This window comes from Legionella drozanskii LLAP-1, assembly GCF_001467585.1.
Classification (GTDB): domain Bacteria; phylum Pseudomonadota; class Gammaproteobacteria; order Legionellales; family Legionellaceae; genus Tatlockia; species Tatlockia drozanskii.
In genome coordinates this window covers 764,325-784,932 of sequence record NZ_LNXY01000020.1, presented here as the reverse complement: position 1 = coordinate 784,932, position 20,608 = coordinate 764,325, and the positions used below count along the sequence as shown (strand labels likewise).

Genomic DNA, 20,608 nt, shown 5'->3' with positions numbered 1-20,608 from the left:
ATGCATGGATTGCTATGTGGCTTGTCTGGGTTGCCTTATCTAGGCCTTATACTTTCATCGTGCTGGCTTTAATGTTATTAATCATTGGGCCATTAGCGATATTACGAACACCAACTGATATTTTTCCTAATATTAATATCCCTGTGGTCAGTGTCTTATGGTCTTATGCTGGCATGCCTCCACAAGATCTAGCCGATCGCTTAACGAGCATTTTTGAGCGCGCGGTAACTACCACAGTCAACGATATTGAGCATATTGAATCAGCATCGCTTTTTGGAATTAGTGTTACCAAACTTTTTTTTCATACTGGCGTTGATGTTGCCCAAGCCTTAAGCCAGGTGACAGCAATAGGTCAAACGTTGTTGAAACAAATGCCGCCAGGAACTACACCGCCCCAAATCCTAGCTTATAATGCCTCGTCGGTTCCTGTTCTCCAATTGATTTTATCGAGTAAAACTTTGCCTGAGCAAGATCTCAATGACTTAGGCAATAATTTCATCCGTACTCAACTTGCAACGGTCCAAGGGGCAGCGTTGCCTTTTCCTTATGGCGGTAAAGTTAGACAGGTTCAGGTTGATTTGAATTTAAGGAAAATGCAGACCTATGGTGTTTCTGCGCAAGATATAAGCAATACTATTAATGCGCAGAATCTTATTTTACCTGCAGGAACGCAAAAAATCGGACTGTTTGAGTACTATGTCACGTTGAATGCCAGCCCCAAAACAGTTGATGAGATGAACAATTTTCCGCTGAAGGCAATTCCAAATGGGGTGCTCTACATTCGCGATGTTGCCCATGTGCGCGATGGATTCCCTCCGCAAACCAATGTGGTGACGGTCAATGGTCAACGCGCAGTAATGATGTCGGTGATTAAAACCGGGACCGCTTCAACTTTAAATATTGTCAGTCGAGTTAAGGCGCTTATCCCCCTATTAAGAGAGATGATGCCTCCGGCCTTAAACTTGTCTGTGATAGCTGATCAGTCTGTCTTTGTGATTGCTGCAATAAAAGGCGTCATCAGAGAGGGTGCTATTGCTGCTTGTTTAACTGGATTGATGATTTTACTAGTTCTTGGAAGTTGGCGTAGCACCTTAATTATTACTCTTTCAATTCCTTTGTCGATCTTGGCTTCCCTGGCGATATTATCAGCGCTAGGAGAGACAATTAATATTATGACTTTAGGTGGTTTAGCTCTCGCAGTCGGTATTTTGGTTGATGATGCGACTGTCGCCATTGAAAATATTAATTGGAACTTAGAGCAAGGTAAGGATGTAGAGACGGCAATTTTGGATGGCGCAAAACAAATTGCTATACCTGCTTTGGTTTCAACGCTTTGTATTTGTATCGTTTTCGTGCCTATGTTTTATTTGGGGGGAGTAGCCCAGTACCTATTCGCTCCTTTGGCTGAAGCGGTCATTTTTGCGATGTTGGCGTCTTATATTTTATCCCGAACACTCGTTGCGACCATGGCTAAATATTTACTAAAGCGACATGATTTAAGTCATTCTGCGGAAGAAAACTCTAATCCTTTTGTTCGCTTCCATGGTCGTTTTGAAAAACGGTTTGATCAATTTCGCCAGGGCTACCATAACTTACTAAAGCGAGCCTTAATCAATAGAAAACTCTTTGTGCTTTCTTTTCTGGCCTTCATTTTGGTTTCAATTGCGCTAATGGGGCCTTGGCTTGGCTCCAATTTTTTCCCGGATGTGGATGCTGGGCAAATTAAATTGCATTTTCAAGCACCAACGGGAACGAGGGTTGAGGAAGCGGCGCGTTTGTCGGGGGAAATTGATGCGATGATACGCAGACTCATTCCTCAAAAAGAGCTAAATAATATTGTTGCAAATATTGGCTTACCTACCAGTGGTATTAACTTGTCTTATAGTAATTCAGCCACAAATGGTCCAAGTGATGCCGATATTTTGATTTCGCTGAATGAAGTTCATAAACCAATAAAAGATTATATTCGTCAATTAAGGCCGCTATTACAAAAAGAATTTCCCGGTGTGGTTTTTTCTTTTTTACCTGCAGATATCGTTAACCAAATTCTTAATTTTGGTTTGCCTTCGGTCATTGATATCCAAGTTGTTGGATGGAAAGCAAAGGAGAATATAGAACACGCCAAGATGCTACTGAAAAAAGTGAAGCATGTGCCAGGCGTGGTCGATGCACATTTTCGACAAGCATTTAATTATCCGACGATAGCTGTGGAGGCTAACCGGAGCCGAGCACGCGAACTAGGATTTAGCCAATTTGATGTAGCGAATAATTTATTAATCACTCTTTCTGGGAGTTTCCAAACGACGCCTAACTTTTGGGTGAATCCAAAAAATCATGTCTCTTACCCCATCGCTACTCAGGCACCGCAATATTACATGGATTCGTTACAAGCTTTGCGCAATATTCCTATCACCAGTCCATTAACTAATGCTCAGGCACAGATTTTAGGTGCGCTAAGCAAAAATACGCGCACAATAAATCCGGTAGTAGTTTCTCATTATAATGTTCAGCCGGTTATCGATATCTTTGCTTCCATACAAGATACGGATCTGGGTTCGGTGGCTACAGCGATTCATAAAATTCTTAAGGATACAAAAAAAGATGTTCCCCTTGGCTCATCTGTCGTGGTACGTGGGCAAATGGAAACAAAAGATGAAGCTTTTACAGGTTTGTACATAGGACTTATTTTTTCTATTGTTTTGGTCTATTTACTAATCGTGATTAATTTCCAATCATGGCTTGATCCCTTTATTATTATTACTGCACTTCCTGCTGCTTTGGCCGGTATTGTCTGGTTACTATTTCTTACTCATACTACTTTAAGCGTTCCTGCTTTAACGGGGGCAATTATGTGTATGGGGGTCGCTACGGCAAATGGTATTCTGGTAATTAGTTTTGCGCGTGATCATATGAAAGAAGGAAATGATCCTTATCATTCCGCGCTTGAAGCCGGTACTACACGATTACGCCCGGTATTGATGACTGCTTTAGCAATGATTATTGGTATGTTTCCCATGGCACTTGGTCTGGGAGAAGGCGGCGAGCAAAATGCACCACTCGGACGTGCTGTGATTGGTGGCTTATCCTTTGCTACAGTAGCTACCTTGTTTTTTGTTCCTACTATTTTTTGCATAATTCATAGTCGTAGATATAAGAAAGAGCAGGGAGAAAAGCATGACTGACGAAAGTCACTTGCCTAAAAAATCCAAATTCTTGCGCCACCTAGTGTTGGTGCTTGGATTATTTTTAATACTTGCTCTGATAATTATCTTTTCGCGTATTCAAGCGAATCATAAGCTACGCAAAAATACCAATATCCAAGCAACCCTAGTAGTCGCTACCTTGATTACAAAACCTGGTCCTGCCATTGAGCAAATTATTTTACCCGCCACTGTACAAGCTTGGCATGAAGCCACTATTTATGGACGAACAAATGGATATATTAGGAAATGGTATGCCGACATAGGTTCTCATGTTAAAAAAGGTGATTTGCTTGCTGAAATTGAAGCGCCTGAAGTGAATGCTCAGTTAAATCAAGCAGAAGCGGATCTTAATACTGCGATAGCTAATGAAAACCTCGCGATTATCACAGCAAAACGTTGGGTCAATTTATTAAAAACATCCTCTGTCTCAAAACAAGAAACGGATGAAAAAATCAGCGGGCAAGAAGCAACAGCGGCCTTGAAACAATCGGCGCAGGCCAACCGGGATCGCTTACGTGATTTGGTGCGCTACGAACGAGTTATCGCTCCTTTTGACGGCATTATTAGCCAGCGATCTATTGATATTGGTTCACTGATCAATGCTGGCAGTGGTACAGGGGTGTTTCCCTTATTTCATATCGTGCAATCGAAACGTCTGCGTGTTTATGTACAAATCCCGCAAACTTATGTTTCTAACATCAAACCCGATATGATAGTTACTTTGAGTTTTTCTGAACATCCAGGCAAAAGTTTTCCCGCAAAGCTCTATAAAACAGCGGATGCTATCAATGCTACGTCGCTGACTTTGCTTGCTCAATTTTGGGCGGACAATCCAGACGGGGAGTTGTTGCCAGGCGGTTTTACAGAAATGCACTTTAAGATGCCACTTTCGCGAAAACTTATTCATATACCGGTTAACGCTCTCCTATTTAGATCGGAGAATTTACAGGTTGCGGTTGTGAATAAGGACAATAAGGTGAGCCTTCGTTCAATAACAATCAGTCGAGATTTTGGTAATGAGGTTGAAGTGAATTCCGGACTTAATATCGGAGAGCGCATTATTTTAAATCCACCAGATTCCCTGATTGAAGGACAAAAAGTTCAATTGGCACCTGAAGATAATGAAGCACCAAAAGAGCCGCCCTTAAAATGAACAAAAAAAACATTAATCGATTTATTTTTCTCGGTTTAATCATTCATTTTTTGTTGGCTTGCTCATTTGCACCTCAATATAAACGTCCGCCTATGCCAGTTCCTGTGCATTATAAAGAAAATAAGGATTGGAAACCCGGTGCTGGATTGGCTGCTCTCAATAAAGTAGGCGCTTGGTGGCTGGTGTTTGACGATCCGGTGTTGAATGAATTAGAAAATAAATTAACTTTTGGCAACCAGGATTTAAAAGCCGTATTTGCTCGACTTCAAGAAGCTAGAGCGGCTGTCCAAATGGCTCGTTCGGCCTTTGTTCCTACTATCAGAGGGATAGGCAATGCCAATACGCAACAAACTTCTAAACATGTCGCAAATCCCAATAATATAAGACGCTTTAGTGATTTACTAGTAGGCACTGATTTGACTTATGAGCTGGATGTTTGGGGGCGCGTTCGTAATTCTGTAGCCTCCACCGAAAGGGTTGCGGAAGCCAGTGCCTCTGATCTTGCTGCAGCCACTTTGAGTATTCGTGCGGAATTAGCCAGCGATTATTTTAGTTTAAGAGGAGCAGAGGCAGCACAACGTGTTTTGGATGATACAGTCATTGCGTATCAAAAAGCCTTATTCCTAACCCGTAAACGTTACACCGGTGGGGCTTCACCTATTTCCGATGTTGATCAAGCAGAAGAGCAATTGGAAAATGCCAAGACTTTAGCCAGCGATACTCGCTTACAACAGGCGCAGCTTCAGCATGCGATTGCTGTATTAGTAGGGGACATCCCCGCCAATTTCAATATGCCACCCGAAGTAACTAGGATGAAACTGGTTTCTGTTGATCCTGAACTCCCTTCCACGTTATTAGAGCGCCGACCTGATGTTGCTGCGGCTGAGCAACGTGTGCAAGCAGCGAACTTAGAGATTGGTGTTGCTCGTGCTGCCTTTTTCCCGCAATTTACTCTCTCGTCAATAGCGGGTTTTGAAAGTCGCTCTTTAGCAAATTTATTCACCAAACCAAGTATATTTTGGTCTTTGGGGCCGCCCAGTGGTATCTTTGCTAACCCCCTTGCGACGGTCATATTATATGATGGTGGTTATTTAGAAGGCCTACTAAAATCGGCTACAGCCAGCTATCACGAAACAGTCGCTCTGTATCGCCAAACGGTATTGACCGCGTTTCAAGAAGTCGAAGATGGTCTTGCAGCGGTTCGATGGTTAGATAGGGAGGAGCATAGCCAAATCGCTGCCGCAGCGGCTGCCAGTCGTTCCTTAACTCAGGCAAAAAATCGTTATGTGGGTGGTATTACTAACTATCTTGATGTAGTAGTGAATGAAAATATAGCCTTACAAGCTGAGCTTGCATTGGTTAATATACGTACGCGTCGTCAACTCGCAAGTGTACAGCTTATTAAAGCTTTAGGTGGTGGTTGGGCTTGCTCAACTCAATGTGCTGTAAGCTGCCCAATCAGAAAAGGTTGTTCAGCGACAGCTTAACGAGGGGTGATTTATTAACATTGCTTTATTTTAAGGAAAAAATTATGGCTAAAATTCTTTGTGTTCTCTACGATGATCCAATTGATGGCTATCCACAGACTTATGCGCGCGATGATTTACCTAAAATAGAACATTATCCTGATGGCCAGACAGTTCCCACACCCAAAGCTATCGATTTTCAACCAGGGACTATGTTGGGTAGTGTGTCCGGAGAACTTGGTTTACGCAAGTTTCTAGAAAGCAAAGGTCATGAGTTCATTGTTACTTCGGATAAAGATGGCCCCAATTCGGTTTTTGAAAAGGAATTAGTCGATGCCGACGTTGTCATTTCACAACCCTTTTGGCCGGCCTATTTAACTGCAGAACGCATTGCCAAAGCAAAGAAATTAAAATTAGCAATCACTGCAGGAATTGGCTCAGATCATGTGGATTTACAAGCTGCTATTGATAAAAATATTACTGTTGCTGAGGTCACTTTTTCAAATAGTATTAGTGTTGCTGAGCATGTCGTTATGATGGTTTTATCGCAAGTGAGAAATTATCTGCCTTCTCATCAGTGGGTCCTTGATAAAGGTTGGAATATTGCTGATTGTGTCAGTCGTTCTTACGACCTTGAAGGCATGACAGTAGGTACTGTTGCTGGAGGCCGTATCGCTTTAGCAGTATTAAAACGCTTAAAACCGTTTGATGTTAAATTGCATTATACCGATCGTCATCGATTACCTGAAAAAGTTGAGAAAGAATTAGGTTTAGTGTTTCATGATAATGTAGAGTCTTTAGTCAAGGTGTGTGATGTGGTTTCTATTCACTGTCCTTTGACTCCAGAAACAGACAATCTATTCGATCAGCAATTAATTTCTAAAATGAAACGTGGCGCCTACCTTATTAATACAGCCCGCGGTAAGATTTGCAACCGTGAGGCGATAGTAAAAGCCTGTGAAACAGGACAACTTGCAGGCTATGCAGGAGATGTGTGGTTTCCCCAACCCGCGCCCAAAGATCATCCCTGGCGAACCATGCCCCATCATGGCATGACTCCCCACATTTCAGGGACCTCGCTCTCCGCACAGACTCGTTATGCTGCCGGAACACGCGAAATATTAGAATGCTGGCTCGATGAGCGTCCTATTCGAGATGTTTATCTTATCGTCGATCAAGGGCATCTCGCCGGTACGGGCGCGCATTCTTATACTGCCGGAAATACGACAGCCGGTTCGGAAGAAGCGGTTAAGTTTAGATCTTATTAACACTGTTTGGGCTGAGTCGAGAGGCCTCGATGCTCGAATTGTCATCCCTGCCTTCGCAGGGTTGACAACCAAATTGAAGAGATACTCCAAGTTCGAACGAGGCGGCATATACGCTGTCTCGAAGTCCCACACCGTTTTTTTCAAAATTGAGAATGATTCTCGATATCATTTGTGCTAAACTTTTATACTAGCTGTTTTTTTGAATTGGATACCATGCGAATTACTGAACTAGTTAAGGGTGATCGGGTACGCTTAGTTGATTTTGGTTTAACCGATTTAGCTTATCGACGACGCTTATTATCTTTAGGTATTACTCGCGGTGTGGAATTGCAAATTGTAAGAGTAGCGCCTTTAGGCTGTCCAGTTCAAGTAGAAGTTCGTGGTACCGCATTGACTTTGCGCAAAGAAGAAGCAGGTGAATTAGAGTGGGAACGGATATGAGGCAGCTTTTATTAGTAGGCAATCCAAATTGCGGTAAAACAACCTTATTCAACGCGCTTACTGGCGCAAATCAACGGGTAGGCAATTGGCCTGGTGTGACGGTAGAACAGAAAACAGGTAGTTTTATTCTAGAAGAGCAAACAATTCAGGTCACTGACTTACCTGGTATTTATTCCCTCGCTTCATCCGGCAATAGTTCAAGCCTGGATGAACAAATTGCAGCAAAAGCAATCGTAAGCCTTGAGGCGGATTTAATTATCAATTTGGTAGATGCCTGTCATCTCGAGCGCCATTTATATCTGACGAGCCAAATTCTTGAGTTAGGTAAACCAGTCATTGTTGTTCTCAATATGATGGATATTGCTAAGCAACGAGGTATTGAGATCGATATCAAGCAATTATCCAAACAATTAGATTGTCCTGTCCTTGGCATAGAAGCACATAAGCAAGTTGGATTAGCAGAGCTACAACAAGCCATAAAAAATCCTGGTCAAACGAGTAAGCTGCTCGACCTCAATTTCCCCGCATCGATTCACAACTCTTTATTGCAACTAGAACAGCAATTGCGATCCCAGGCTATTGAATCGCGCTTTGTAGCTTATTATGCTCGTCGTATTCTGGAGGGCGATTATGCTTTACGGATTAAGCTCTTAGGTGAAGAGAATGAAATTAGCGAATCTATTGAACAAGATTTAGACATTATCATGGCCGATGCGCGGTATCAAAAAATACATCAGATTGTTAAAACTACACAGCAAAAAGGCAGCGATGCGAGCGAGCATTTTACTGCTAAGTTAGATCGTATTGTCTTGCATCGCTATTGGGCATTTCCCATATTTTTTGCCATGATGTATCTGATGTTTTTATTTGCAATTAATATTGGTGGAGCTTTTCAAGATTTTTTTGATATTAGTACTGATACTATTTTCGTCCAAGGCAGTGCTAAGTTGCTGGAACAGATCAATACGCCCGATTGGCTTGTTGCCTTAATCGCGAATGGAGTAGGAAAAGGAATTAATACCACCTTGACTTTCATCCCTGTCATTGCAGCCATGTTTTTCTTTTTATCATTATTGGAAGCCTCTGGCTATATGGCGCGCGCAGCATTTGTTGTCGATAAAGCAATGCGAGCGCTGGGCTTGCCGGGTAAATCCTTTGTGCCCATGATCGTGGGTTTTGGTTGCAATGTTCCGGCAATTATGGCGGCCCGAACACTTGACTCGGAAAGAGATAGAGTCTTGACTGTTTTAATGAGTCCTTTCATGTCTTGCAGCGCCCGCTTAGCCATTTATGCTGTTTTCGTTGCGGCCTTTTTCCCGACGGGTGGGCAGAATGTTGTCTTTTCACTTTATTTGATTGGCATTTTGATGGCCGTATTGACTGGATTTATTTTACGTAAAACCAGTTTACAGGGACAGACTTCGCCCTTGATTTTAGAGTTGCCTGCCTATCATAAGCCTTCATTAAAGCGTTTAATAAAAGAAACTTCTTTGCGATTGCGCCATTTTGTTATTCGTGCCGGTCGCTTAATTATTCCTATTTGTGTCATTTTAGGTGGTTTGAACGCAATGACCGTTTATGGGGGGCTAAGCCACGCGGAAGCAAGTACCCATTCTGTTTTATCAGCATTAGGTCAATGGTTAACCCCTGTTTTTGCACCCATGGGACTACATCAAGACAATTGGCCGGCTACAGTAGGCTTATTAACCGGAATGTTAGCCAAAGAGGTTGTCATTGGTACTTTAAATTCTCTGTATGCGCAAATTGGGCAGGTGGGACAAATGTCAGTTGCCCATTTTGATTTTTGGACGTCATTACAAGAGGCGCTCTGGTCAATTCCGCACAACTTGTCCCAATTGGGAAGCGCGTTAGTCAATCCAATTATTGCTAGTGCTCCAGAGGGAGAAGTTTCTCAATCAGTGTATGGAATGATGGTGCAACGTTTTGATGGGAAAGCAGGGGCGTACGCGTATTTACTGTTCATTTTACTTTATATTCCTTGTGTTTCAACGATGGCAGTAATTCGCCAAGAAGCAAGCCGTAAATTGATGTGGTTTTCTATCATTTGGTCCTTTATTATTGCCTATGCTACTGCAGTTTTATTTTATCAACTAGCCACTTTTGCTGTTCATCCGCAGCAATCAATAACTTGGGTACTAGTGATCTTAGGTTCTGCAGGCTTAGCCTTTGTGGGCTTACGGGGTAGAACTTTCAATTTAGGAGGGGCACATGTTACTACAAATTCGTGAATATCTACGTCGCGAACGAGTTGCTAGCAATCAGCAAATTGCAAGAGAGTTCCAGCTTGATCTGCATGCCCTTCAACCCATGCTTGATCTTTGGCTACGCAAAGGTGTGATTGTCTGTTGCCAAGCGAAATCAGCCTGTCAAAGTCGCTGTTTTAAATGCAAAACTCAGCCACCTGTTTATTATCAATTTTTAGAATCTTGCTGAGTAGTCGCTTCTTTTACACTTTCTTAATGTTCTAGAACTGTGCTCGGCTAGGTAATTTGGGCTAAGATAGTAATATCTAGAACAACGGTATGTGAGTAGTGATATGGCTAATGAAATTCCTGGAGCTAGTTTAGGGATGACTATTGATGATGATCCAGTTGCCATCGTCGAGAGAGTCTACCAATTATGGTGGCATTGGGCTAATTTTGAGCTATATATTGTTACTCCCTCGATTACTCCCATCTCCCCGCCCATTATTCTCGAACCTGAAATTTTACCGGGCACTAATGAACGTGAATTTGTCTATAACATTGATGATCATGGTTTCAAATTAGTGACATCTAAAGGCGAAGACATGTATACCAGCGGCATGTCGATGTGCAAATTATTCAATACTATCGAAAAGATGATTTATTTGCTGATCGAACGTTTAAGATCTGGTGGGGTTGATGAAGAGACCGAAGTACAGGTTGCCTTTGGCGGACATATTCTTGCGCAACGCAAAGCGTTTGAGTCAATAATTAACCTAACTTATAACGTCGTCGTGACGAATTTTGATCCAGGCGACTGGGGTGAAAATTATTTGCAAATTGTAAAACGATTGGCCGATAGAGGTTATGGTTACCCATCACCTGCTCCACGAGATCGACGCCATGTCCCTACTGCACCTGGATTTACTCGCTAAGTGATCTAATCCCTCGCTTTGATACTTTGCGCCAAAAAAACTGAGTGCTATACTGCGATAGTATTTCTGCTTTTGTTCTTTATAACGTGTCAGTAATTGAATTTAAAATTGAACACGGGATTTATTGTGTAATTAAAGTGTTAGTATTTCTGAAAAATTATTCAAAAATTAAATAGTTCTATGACTCGCATTTTTCAAAAACACCTGGCAAAATTGGTTTTGCCTAAAAAAGCTGCCTCGTCGATTTGAAGAGGTAATAACATTTTCTTTTAAGGAAGAGTTTGACAGTGAATCAAAAAAGACCAGTGAATCTCGATTTGGGAACCATAAAATTTCCCGCTATGGCCATTGCATCGATTCTGCATCGTATCTCAGGGCTTGTTTTATTTTTGTTATTACCTTTTATCCTCTACCTTCTGAGCATGTCACTTACTAGTGCTGTATCGTTTATGCAGATGCAAATTGTCCTTCAAAGTCCTTTTTATAAATTGCTGTTATGGGCCTTCAGTGCGGCTCTTGTTTACCATTTACTAGCTGGTATTCGTCATATGATTATGGACTTAGGCTATGGTGAAGAAGTTAAAGCAGGACGCCAGACAGCCATATGGGTTATCACACTAGCTGTGATTCTGACAATTTTTCTAGGAATTTGGATATGGTAACGAATGTCACAAGTTTAACAGGTAACGGACTAAAAGATTGGCTGATTCAGCGATTTACGGCCGTGTATTTTATGGTTTACTGCCTATTTATGTTGGCTTATTTGCTGTTTACACCGCCAATAAATTATATGCAATGGTATGCCTTATTCCATAATGGTTGGTTTCAGGTTGCTAGCATAATTGCCTTATTCACTCTTAGTTTACATAGTTGGGTAGGGATTTGGACCGTCACCACTGACTACATAAAATGTACTGCTATCAGACTCACTGTGCAGTATTTAGTTATTTTGTGGCTGCTTGGGCAATTTATTTGGGGCTTAATGATTGTGTGGGGACGATGAGCATGGCAATTGCACGTAACAAATTTGATGCAGTAATTATTGGTGCAGGTGGTGCAGGAATGAGAGCTGCATTACAAATGGCCAATTCTGGTTTAAAAGTTGCACTTCTATCAAAAGTTTTTCCTACTCGCTCACATACTGTTTCCGCACAAGGCGGTATTACTGCTGCACTTGGTAATGCTGACGAGGACGATTGGCGTTGGCACATGTACGATACAGTTAAGGGGGCGGATTATATTGGCGACCAAGACTGTATTGAGTACCTTTGTAAGACAGGCCCGGAAGCAGTTTATGAATTAGAGCATATGGGCTTACCTTTTTCGCGCATGGATAATGGGAAAATTTATCAGCGTCAATTCGGTGGTCAATCTAAAAATTTTGGTGGCGAACAAGCAGCGCGTACCTGTGCTGCGGCGGATAGAACTGGGCATGCACTTTTACATACCCTTTATCAGCAAAACTTAAAAGCGAAGACTCATGTATTTAGCGAATGGTATGCGCTTGATTTGGTTAAAGATGCTAATGGTCGTATAGCGGGTGTCACGGCAATGTGCATTGAAACAGGCGAGATTGTTTTTTATCAAACTCGCGTGTGTATCTTAGCCACGGGTGGTGCAGGTCGTATTTACCAATCGACAACCAATGCACTGATTAACACTGGCGATGGTTTTGGTATGGCTTTGCGTGCTGGTATTCCATTACAAGATATGGAAATGTGGCAATTCCATCCTACCGGTATTGCTGGCGCAGGTGTTTTAGTAACTGAAGGATGCCGCGGTGAAGGCGGCTATCTGATCAACAAAGATGGCGAGCGTTTTATGGAACGTTACGCGCCTCGAGTTAAAGACTTGGCTTCTCGAGATGTGGTTGCGCGCGCAATGGCTCTTGAACTACGCTCAGGTAAAGGTTTTGATCCGCAAGGCGTTGATTACGTTAAATTAAAACTTGACCATTTGGGTGCTGACCTCATTAAAGCGCGTCTTCCAGGTATCCGTGAATTGTCCATGAAATTCGCTGGAGTAGACCCTATTATTGAACCCATCCCTGTAGTGCCGACCTGCCATTATAGTATGGGTGGCATTCCTACCAATATGCATGGGCAAGTGTTAACTCACCGAGATGGAAAAGACCACCATGTCGAAGGTTTATATGCCGTAGGAGAGTGTGCCTGTGTTTCCGTACATGGTGCAAACCGTTTAGGCGGTAATTCGCTCCTGGATTTAGTTGTCTTTGGAAGAGCTGCTGGTCTGCATGTTGAAGAATTATGGCAATCTGACCAAATGCCAGAAATGCCCTATGTTTCCGATGACGATATTGATGTTGCTTTATCTCGTTACAATCGCTGGGCCCAATCGAAAGAAGGTGAGAATCCTGCCGCTCTTCACGATGAAATGCAACGTATCATGCAAGAAGATTTCGGAGTATTCCGTACTGGCGATGTCATGGCTTCAGGTTTAAAACGCTTAGAATCATTACGAGAGCGTTTATCAAATGCTTATTTAAAAGATAAGTCAAAAATATTTAATACTGCAATGGTAGAAGCTTTAGAATTGGATAATTTAATGGCAACCGCTTACGCGACAGCTCATTCAGCAATTGCGCGAACAGAAAGTCGTGGAGCCCATAGCCGAGAAGATTATCCTAATCGAGATGATGCGAATTGGATTAAACACACTTTGTATTTCCCAGAAGGTGACGCTATTGAGTATCGCCCTGTGAATACATCACCTAAACACATCGCGCCGTTTGAGCCGAAAGAACGCGTTTACTAGAGAGGATATGCCGTGGCTGATACCAGAACTCTGAGCCTGTCAATTTATCGTTATAATCCTGGGGTTGATACTAAACCCTTTATGAAAGATTATGAGATTGAAATTCCGGCTAAAAGTGATCCAATGTTGCTTCCTGTGCTTGAACGTTTAAAAGCGGAGCAAGATTCTACTATAACCTACAGACGCTCTTGCCGAGAAGGTGTATGTGGTTCTGATGGTATGAATATTAACGGTAAGAATGGATTAGCTTGCATTACTAAGCTTTCTCAATTAAAAACGGACAAAATCGTCATTCGCCCGTTACCTGGATTTCCGATAATCCGTGACCTAGTGGTCGATATGACGCAATTTTATCAGCAATATGAGCGCATTGAACCTTACTTACAAAATGACGATCCTGCTCCAGCACGTGAGCGATTACAATCCCCTGAGGAACGTGCTCAGCTTGATGGTTTATATGAATGTATTTTATGCGCCTGCTGTACAAGTTCATGCCCCTCATTCTGGTGGAATCCAGATAAATTTGTAGGGCCAGCTGGGTTGTTACAAGCTCAGCGATTCTTGGCAGATAGCCGTGATACTGCGACGAAACACCGCTTGGATAAATTACAAGATCCTTTCAGTGTATTCCGTTGCCGCACAATTATGAATTGTGCTGATGTTTGCCCGAAGGGACTCAATCCGACGAAAGCAATTGCTGAAATACGCAAGCAAATGTTAACCGAGGAAACTTAATAGCGATTTTCTTATTATCCCGATATTCATGATCGGGACGTGTCCCTTTGGAGAGAATAACGATGAGCGGTACTGATCTGCAAAAACAATGGGCTTCTTCCTATTTATCGGGCGGAAGCATGGCTTATGTCGATGGCTTATATGAAGATTATTTAGCGGACCCCAATTCAGTATCTGCTGATTGGCGCACAGCTTTTGATGCATTACCGAAAGTGAATGGTGCAGAAAGCGAAACTTCACATCGCGACATTCGTGATCATTTTTTACAAAATGCGGATAAAAGACCCGCGCCCATTGCTGCTACTGAAGACTCTAAGCAGTTTCAAGTCGCTCATTTAATTAATGCTTATCGATCACATGGACATCATGCAGCCAAACTGGATCCTTTGGGGATGACAGAGCGGATGCATGTTCCAAGTCTTGAATTGGGCTACCATCACCTGTCTGAAAACGATTTAGATCGCCCATTTTACGGAAGTCAATATTTTAATGGCGCGCAGATGCTGCCGCTGCGTGAAATTCTTCAAGCTCTACGCGAAACCTACTGTGGAAGCATCGGCATTGAATACATGCATATTTCAGATAATGCAGAAACCGAGTGGCTACAGCAGAAAATGGAAACCATGCGAGGACGCCCTAAGTTTGATGCGAAGAAAAAATTAAACATTCTTAAGGACTTAATTGCTGCGGATGGACTTGAACGCTATTTAGGTACACGTTATGTGGGACAAAAACGCTTTTCTCTCGAAGGGGGCGATGCGTTTATTCCGATGCTGAAAGAAATTATTCATCAAGGCGGCGATGTTAACGTAAAAGAGATTGTCATTGGCATGGCTCACCGTGGTCGTTTAAACGTATTAGTTAATGTCTTGGGTAAAGCCCCTGATCTTTTATTCCAGGAATTCGAAGGAAAAGTAAAATCAGATCGCACTGGTGATGTGAAATATCACATGGGCTATTCTTCTGACTTACGTGTGGATAATGGCAAAGTGGTTCATTTAGCATTAGCGTTTAATCCCTCGCATTTAGAGATTATTGGCCCAGTTGTAGAGGGTTCTGCCCGTTCACGTTTGCGACGTCAACACGATTTAGAGAAAAAAGATAAAGTTGTTCCTGTGGTTGTGCATGGTGATGCTGCTTTTGCAGGTCAAGGTGTGGTCATGGAAACGTTCAACTTTTCTCAGGCAAGAGGTTATTCCACTGGCGGAACAATTCATATTGTTATCAATAACCAAGTTGGTTTTACTACCTCTAATCCACTTGATGCTCGTTCAACTTTGTATTGTACTGATGTCGCTAAGATGGTGCAGGCACCAGTGCTTCATGTGAATGGCGATGATCCAGAAGCAGTAATCTTTGCAACGCAAATCGCTTTTGAGTTCAGAATGAAATTCAAGCGTGATGTGGTGATTGATTTGGTTTGTTTCCGTCGTCATGGTCATAATGAGGCTGATGAGCCAGCAGTAACTCAACCAATTATGTATCAGAAAATTAAAACCATCTCTACACTGCGAGAAATTTATGCCAACCAATTGATGGAAAAAGGCATTACCAATAACGAAGAAGTCAGTAAACTGATGGACGCTTATCGCGATAAATTGGACAAAGGCGAACCGGTTGTTGATGTAGTTCATGGTAATTATGAAGGGCGAGTTTCTGTCGATTGGACACCTTATATTAATGCTAAATGGACAGACAAAGTCGATACTAGCATCACTAAAAGTACTATTCAGAAATTATCAAAGCAATTAAGTGTTCTACCTGAAGGCTTTGAATTGCATCCAGTTGTTAAACGTCTTCTTTCTGAAAGAGACAAGATGACAGAGGGTGAAATTCCCATGAATTGGGGCTATGCAGAAATCATGGCTTATGCCAGTTTACTTCACGATGGTTATGGGGTACGGTTGTCAGGCCAGGATTCTGGTCGTGGTACCTTCGCTCATCGTCATGCCGTTCTGCACGAATTTAATACAGGTAAAACCCATGTACCTCTTGAGATAACTGCCACGGATCCCAACAAACCTTTTGTGGTGATTGATTCTGTGCTTTCAGAGGAAGCAGTGCTTGCTTTTGAATACGGCTATGCGGCCTCAGAGCCTACTTCCTTGGTGTTGTGGGAAGCGCAATTTGGTGATTTCGCGAATGGTGCTCAAGTCGTTATCGATCAATTTATTAGTTCAGGCGAGCAAAAATGGGGTCGTTTGTGTGGTTTGGTCATGCTTTTGCCTCATGGTTATGAAGGCCAAGGCCCTGAGCATTCATCTGCTCGTTTAGAACGTTATATGCAGTTATGTGCTCAGCATAATATTCAGGTCTGTACGCCAACGACTCCGGCACAAATGTTCCATTTGCTGCGCCGTCAAATGTTGCGTAAATTCCGTAAACCACTCATCGTAATGACACCAAAGAGTTTATTACGCCATAAATTGGCCGTTTCTTCTCTGGAAGACTTAACAAAAGGAAAATTCAATACAGTTATCCCTGAAATCGACGATTTAGCTGCGGATAAGATTACAAAAGTAGTATTATGTTGCGGCAAAGTTTACTATGATCTGCTGCAAAGACGCCGCGAGGATAAAAAGCTAAATCACGTCGCAATTATCCGAATTGAGCAACTGTATCCATTCCCGAAAAAAGCATTAATTCAGGAGCTTGAAAAGTATCCTCATGCTAAAAAAATTATCTGGTGTCAGGAAGAGCCACAAAATCAAGGTGTATGGTTTGCCTCTCAGCATAATATTGTGGATTGCTTAGGAGATGATCAATCTCTAAGTTATGCCGGAAGAGAGTTTGCTGCCGCCCCCGCCGTTGGAAGCCCCATACTTCATGCTCAACAGCAGCAAGGGTTAGTTGAGCAGGCCCTATTGGATTAACGATTTAAAAACATATAACGAAAAAAGAAGGTATTACTATGTCTATTGAAGTTAAAGTACCTGCACTACCTGAGTCAGTAGCCGATGCTACAATTGCTGGTTGGCATAAAAAAATTGGCGATAGGGTAACTCGCGATGAGAATCTTGTGGATCTAGAGACAGACAAAGTCGTTCTTGAAGTTCCTGCTCCAGTTGACGGAATCCTGAAAGAAATCCTATTTAAGGAAGGGGATACCGTGGAAGGAGGTCAGCTGCTTGCCCGCATAGAACAAGGCGCAGCGGAACCCGCTAAGGAATCCAAACCAGCAGCTAGCGAAGAAAAAGCAGAACCCAAAGAAGAAGTCAGCGCAGCTGGAGAAAAATCAACCGGTCCTGCAGTAAGACGCATGCTTGCTGAGAATGATCTACAATCCAGCCAAATTCCAGCTTCGGGTAAAGATGGTCGCCTTACCAAAGAAGATGTGATCTCCTTCATCGAAACTAATCGGGAGAAACCTGCAAAACCTGCCGCTAAACAAGAGCAGGTTGCATTTGGACCTCGTGAAGAGCGTCGTGTACCCATGTCAAGATTGCGCGCTAAAATTGCAGAGCGTCTCGTTCAAGCACAACACAATGCGGCGATGTTAACAACTTTTAATGAAGTGAATTTAAAAGCAGTCATGGATTTAAGAGCTCAATACAAAGACAGCTTTGAGAAAAAACATGGCGTTAAATTGGGTTTTATGTCTTTCTTCACCAAAGCAGTGGTTGAAGCCTTAAAGCGTTTTCCTGCGGTTAATGCGTCTATTGATGGTCAAGATATTGTTTACCATGGTTTCTATGATATTGGTATTGCGGTATCAACCGAGCGCGGTTTAGTGGTGCCTGTTGTTAGAGATGCAAATCTAATGAGTATGGCTGATATTGAGAAAACCATTAACGATTCAGCTACTCGTGCAAGACAAGGCAAATTATCCATGGAGGAAATGCAAGGTGGTACGTTTACAATTACCAATGGTGGTGTATTCGGTTCCTTATTGGCAACGCCAATCATTAATCCACCGCAAACAGCGATCCTTGGTATGCATAAGATCCAGGACAGACCAGTAGCTGAGAATGGTCAAGTTGTTATTCGTCCGATGATGTATGTTGCTTTGTCCTACGATCACCGATTAATTGATGGTAAAGAATCAGTGCAGTTTTTAGTAAATGTGAAAGAGTTACTCGAAGATCCAGCACGGTTACTTTTAAACATTTAAATATAATGATTAACCGCAAGACCCGCGACGCCGGGTTTTGCTTTTTTTAAGGGTAATACAATGAATTTACATGAATATCAAGCCAAGGAGTTATTTGCTAGCTACGGCCTGCCCACTCCCAATGGGCAAGTAGCTCAAAACATTGAGGATGCGCTGCAAGTTGCTTCTCAACTGAGTACCACTAAGTGGGTGGTAAAAGCTCAAGTTCATGCAGGGGGCCGTGGTAAAGCAGGTGGTGTCAAAATTGTATCTGATAAAGACGAATTAGCAAACGCAGTGAAGTCAATGCTGGGTACACGTTTAGTCACTTACCAAACGGATGCTAAAGGACAACCTGTCAATGCAGTATTAGTGGAAGAAACCTGTGACATCGGTCGTGAATTATACCTTGGTGCAGTAGTTGATCGTGCAAGTCGCCGAGTTGTCATTATGGCTTCTACTGAAGGTGGTGTTGAGATTGAGAAAGTGGCTCATGAAACGCCAGAGAAAATTTTCAAAGCAATTGTTGATCCCTTAGTAGGTATCATGCCTTATCAATGTCGGGAAATGGCTTTTAACCTTGATCTGAATGATGATCAAATGAAGCAATTCACTCATTTGATGATGGCATTAGGCAAAATGTTTGTCGAATGCGATTTAAGTTTATTAGAAATAAATCCTCTCGTTGTCACCAAAAAAGGTCAACTGCTTTGTCTGGACGGTAAAGTTAATATCGATAGCAATGCGCTTTACAGACAACCTAAGTTGAAAATGTTACGTGATACTTCACAAGAAGACGAGCGTGAAAACCGTGCTACCGATTGGGAATTAAATTATATTCCTCTCGATGGTTCCATTGGTTGCCTAGTTAATGGTGCTGGTCTAGCAATGGCAACAATGGATGTCATTAAATTACACGGCGGGGAACCAGCAAACTTCTTAGACGTGGGTGGCGGTGCAACTAAAGAACGAGTATCGGAGGCATTTAAAATTATTCTTTCTGATGAAAAAGTGAAAGGAATTTTAGTGAATATTTTTGGTGGTATCGTTCGCTGCGACTTGATTGCTGAAGGTATTCTTGCTGCGGTAAGAGAAGTTGACGTAATAGTACCTGTGGTCGTGCGTCTTGAGGGTAACAATGCAAAATTAGGTGCAGAGATTTTGAATAAAAGTGGCCTAAACGTAATTGCCGCTGATAGCTTGACCGATGCAGCGAAAAAAATTGTGGCGGCTATCGCCTAGGCCCTAATTATTACTATTTTAAGCCTACTTTCTTCATAGTGAGTAGGCAGAACTACATTTCGAGGCTAGCAATGAGCGTATTAGTAAATAAAAACACAAAAGTCATTTGCCAGGGTTTTACTGGTAAACAAGGAACATTCCATTCTGAACAAGCAATCGAGTACGGAACACGAATGGTTGGAGGGGTGACTCCTGGGAAAGGCGGTCAACAACATTTGAGTCTACCGGTTTTTAACACGGTTCGTGAAGCGGTCGAAGAAACCGGTGCTCAAGCAACTGTAATTTATGTACCTGCACCCTTTTGCAAGGATTCAATCTTAGAAGCTGCTGATGCGGGAATTGAATTAATTGTTTGTATCACTGAAGGCGTTCCTGTGCTTGATATGTTGCAGGTGAAAGTTTATCTGGAAAATAATACTTCAGCGCGCCTGATCGGCCCAAATTGCCCAGGAATTATCACACCTGGCGAATGTAAAATTGGGATTATGCCTGGCTCGATCCATCTACCAGGTAAGGTCGGTATTGTTTCTCGTTCAGGTACACTGACTTATGAAGCGGTTAAGCAAACAACGGATAAAGGGTTTGGTCAAAGTACCTGTATAGGAATAGGTGGTGATCCAATTCCAGGAACAAGTTTCATTGATGTTCTAGAATTATTTGAACAAGATGAGCAAACCCAAGCAATTATCATGGTTGGTGAAATTGGTGGATCGGCTGAAGAAGAAGCTGCTGAATTCATTAAATCCAATGTTAGCAAACCCGTTGTTTCCTATATTGCTGGGGTAACAGCACCAGCCGGTAAGCGCATGGGGCATGCTGGAGCAATTATTTCTGGTGGAAAAGGAACTGCAGCTGAAAAATTTGCAGCCTTGGAAGCAGCTGGTGTCAAAACGGTTCGCTCTCCTGCAGATTTAGGCGATGCAATTGCAGAAGTGACCGGCTGGAAATAGCTCGTAGATTGGGTCTTGGCCCAGCAAATATTCTTATCCAGAGTAGCCTTGATGACAACTACGTTCCATCAAGGCTTCGGACTAATTTAGATATTTAAATGTTTTAAAAAGCATCATATTTCCTTAATATTAAGCATTTATACTGG

16 protein-coding genes are annotated in these 20,608 nt (G+C 42.4%); all 16 read left to right on the top strand.

Features of this window, described 5'->3' with window-relative positions; genetic code table 11:
* Window positions 1-14 precede the first annotated feature (14 nt).
* The 16 genes from Ldro_RS07845 to sucD all read left to right on the top strand — a co-directional run bounded on the left by Ldro_RS07845 (window position 15) and on the right by sucD (window position 20,462).
* Complete coding sequence (locus Ldro_RS07845; RefSeq protein WP_058495841.1) at window positions 15-3,182, top strand: efflux RND transporter permease subunit; 3,168 nt, start codon at window positions 15-17, stop codon at window positions 3,180-3,182.
* Entirely contained in the window at window positions 3,175-4,356 is a 1,182-nt protein-coding gene (locus tag Ldro_RS07840; RefSeq protein WP_058495840.1) for an efflux RND transporter periplasmic adaptor subunit, read from the top strand. Before Ldro_RS07845 ends, Ldro_RS07840 begins: the two co-directional genes overlap by 8 nt.
* Window positions 4,353-5,843 carry an efflux transporter outer membrane subunit gene (locus Ldro_RS07835; RefSeq protein WP_238583990.1) on the top strand — a complete coding sequence of 497 codons (1,491 nt, stop codon included), beginning with the start codon at window positions 4,353-4,355 and terminating at the stop codon, window positions 5,841-5,843. The genes Ldro_RS07840 and Ldro_RS07835 overlap by 4 nt, the downstream gene beginning before the upstream one ends.
* Window positions 5,844-5,887: 44 nt before the next feature.
* Complete coding sequence (locus Ldro_RS07830) at window positions 5,888-7,090, top strand: NAD-dependent formate dehydrogenase (protein ID WP_058495839.1); 1,203 nt, start codon at window positions 5,888-5,890, stop codon at window positions 7,088-7,090.
* Between the two features lie 213 nt (window positions 7,091-7,303).
* Window positions 7,304-7,531 (top strand): FeoA family protein, encoded by a 228-nt coding sequence (locus Ldro_RS07825; RefSeq protein ID WP_058495838.1) that lies wholly within the window; start codon window positions 7,304-7,306, stop codon window positions 7,529-7,531.
* On the top strand, window positions 7,528-9,780 hold the full coding sequence (feoB, locus tag Ldro_RS07820) for a Fe(2+) transporter permease subunit FeoB (protein WP_058495837.1): 2,253 nt from the start codon (window positions 7,528-7,530) through the stop codon (window positions 9,778-9,780). The genes Ldro_RS07825 and feoB overlap by 4 nt, the downstream gene beginning before the upstream one ends.
* Window positions 9,761-9,985, top strand: coding sequence for a FeoC-like transcriptional regulator (locus tag Ldro_RS07815; protein WP_058495836.1), 225 nt, complete (start codon window positions 9,761-9,763; stop codon window positions 9,983-9,985). The genes feoB and Ldro_RS07815 overlap by 20 nt, the downstream gene beginning before the upstream one ends.
* 103 nt (window positions 9,986-10,088) lie before the next feature.
* The gene (locus Ldro_RS07810) at window positions 10,089-10,670 is read left to right on the top strand and encodes a hypothetical protein (protein ID WP_058495835.1); all 582 of its coding nucleotides are present in this window, start codon (window positions 10,089-10,091) and stop codon (window positions 10,668-10,670) included.
* Between the two features lie 287 nt (window positions 10,671-10,957).
* Window positions 10,958-11,332 carry a succinate dehydrogenase, cytochrome b556 subunit gene (gene sdhC / locus Ldro_RS07805; protein WP_058495834.1) on the top strand — a complete coding sequence of 125 codons (375 nt, stop codon included), beginning with the start codon at window positions 10,958-10,960 and terminating at the stop codon, window positions 11,330-11,332.
* Window positions 11,326-11,673, top strand: a complete 348-nt coding sequence (sdhD, locus tag Ldro_RS07800) for a succinate dehydrogenase, hydrophobic membrane anchor protein (RefSeq protein ID WP_058495833.1) — start codon at window positions 11,326-11,328, stop codon at window positions 11,671-11,673. The genes sdhC and sdhD overlap by 7 nt, the downstream gene beginning before the upstream one ends.
* A gap of 2 nt (window positions 11,674-11,675) precedes the next feature.
* Complete coding sequence (gene sdhA, locus Ldro_RS07795; RefSeq protein ID WP_058495832.1) at window positions 11,676-13,445, top strand: succinate dehydrogenase flavoprotein subunit; 1,770 nt, start codon at window positions 11,676-11,678, stop codon at window positions 13,443-13,445.
* Window positions 13,446-13,457: 12 nt separating this feature from the next.
* Window positions 13,458-14,180, top strand: a complete 723-nt coding sequence (locus Ldro_RS07790; RefSeq protein WP_058495831.1) for a succinate dehydrogenase iron-sulfur subunit — start codon at window positions 13,458-13,460, stop codon at window positions 14,178-14,180.
* Between the two features lie 62 nt (window positions 14,181-14,242).
* The gene (locus Ldro_RS07785) at window positions 14,243-17,053 is read left to right on the top strand and encodes a 2-oxoglutarate dehydrogenase E1 component (RefSeq protein WP_058495830.1); all 2,811 of its coding nucleotides are present in this window, start codon (window positions 14,243-14,245) and stop codon (window positions 17,051-17,053) included.
* A gap of 38 nt (window positions 17,054-17,091) precedes the next feature.
* Window positions 17,092-18,291: a 2-oxoglutarate dehydrogenase complex dihydrolipoyllysine-residue succinyltransferase gene (gene odhB, locus Ldro_RS07780; protein ID WP_058495829.1), complete on the top strand. Its 1,200-nt coding sequence runs from the start codon at window positions 17,092-17,094 to the stop codon at window positions 18,289-18,291.
* A gap of 60 nt (window positions 18,292-18,351) precedes the next feature.
* On the top strand, window positions 18,352-19,512 hold the full coding sequence (sucC, locus tag Ldro_RS07775; RefSeq protein ID WP_058495828.1) for an ADP-forming succinate--CoA ligase subunit beta: 1,161 nt from the start codon (window positions 18,352-18,354) through the stop codon (window positions 19,510-19,512).
* A gap of 71 nt (window positions 19,513-19,583) precedes the next feature.
* Window positions 19,584-20,462, top strand: a complete 879-nt coding sequence (gene sucD, locus Ldro_RS07770; RefSeq protein ID WP_058495827.1) for a succinate--CoA ligase subunit alpha — start codon at window positions 19,584-19,586, stop codon at window positions 20,460-20,462.
* Window positions 20,463-20,608 lie beyond the last annotated feature (146 nt).

What these genes read in the sequence shown, in the direction of transcription:
- Ldro_RS07830 (WP_058495839.1), top strand. Translation starts at nt 5,888, where the DNA reads ATGGCTAAAATTCTTTGTGTTCTCTACGATGATCCAATTGATGGCTAT.
- Ldro_RS07815 (WP_058495836.1), top strand. Translation starts at nt 9,761, where the DNA reads ATGTTACTACAAATTCGTGAATATCTACGTCGCGAACGAGTTGCTAGC.
- Ldro_RS07845 (WP_058495841.1), top strand. Translation starts at nt 15, where the DNA reads ATGTGGCTTGTCTGGGTTGCCTTATCTAGGCCTTATACTTTCATCGTG.
- Ldro_RS07785 (WP_058495830.1), top strand. Translation starts at nt 14,243, where the DNA reads ATGAGCGGTACTGATCTGCAAAAACAATGGGCTTCTTCCTATTTATCG.
- Ldro_RS07825 (WP_058495838.1), top strand. Translation starts at nt 7,304, where the DNA reads ATGCGAATTACTGAACTAGTTAAGGGTGATCGGGTACGCTTAGTTGAT.
- odhB (WP_058495829.1), top strand. Translation starts at nt 17,092, where the DNA reads ATGTCTATTGAAGTTAAAGTACCTGCACTACCTGAGTCAGTAGCCGAT.
- sdhA (WP_058495832.1), top strand. Translation starts at nt 11,676, where the DNA reads ATGGCAATTGCACGTAACAAATTTGATGCAGTAATTATTGGTGCAGGT.
- feoB (WP_058495837.1), top strand. Translation starts at nt 7,528, where the DNA reads ATGAGGCAGCTTTTATTAGTAGGCAATCCAAATTGCGGTAAAACAACC.
- sdhD (WP_058495833.1), top strand. Translation starts at nt 11,326, where the DNA reads ATGGTAACGAATGTCACAAGTTTAACAGGTAACGGACTAAAAGATTGG.
- Ldro_RS07840 (WP_058495840.1), top strand. Translation starts at nt 3,175, where the DNA reads ATGACTGACGAAAGTCACTTGCCTAAAAAATCCAAATTCTTGCGCCAC.
- Ldro_RS07810 (WP_058495835.1), top strand. Translation starts at nt 10,089, where the DNA reads ATGGCTAATGAAATTCCTGGAGCTAGTTTAGGGATGACTATTGATGAT.
- sucD (WP_058495827.1), top strand. Translation starts at nt 19,584, where the DNA reads ATGAGCGTATTAGTAAATAAAAACACAAAAGTCATTTGCCAGGGTTTT.
- sucC (WP_058495828.1), top strand. Translation starts at nt 18,352, where the DNA reads ATGAATTTACATGAATATCAAGCCAAGGAGTTATTTGCTAGCTACGGC.
- Ldro_RS07835 (WP_238583990.1), top strand. Translation starts at nt 4,353, where the DNA reads ATGAACAAAAAAAACATTAATCGATTTATTTTTCTCGGTTTAATCATT.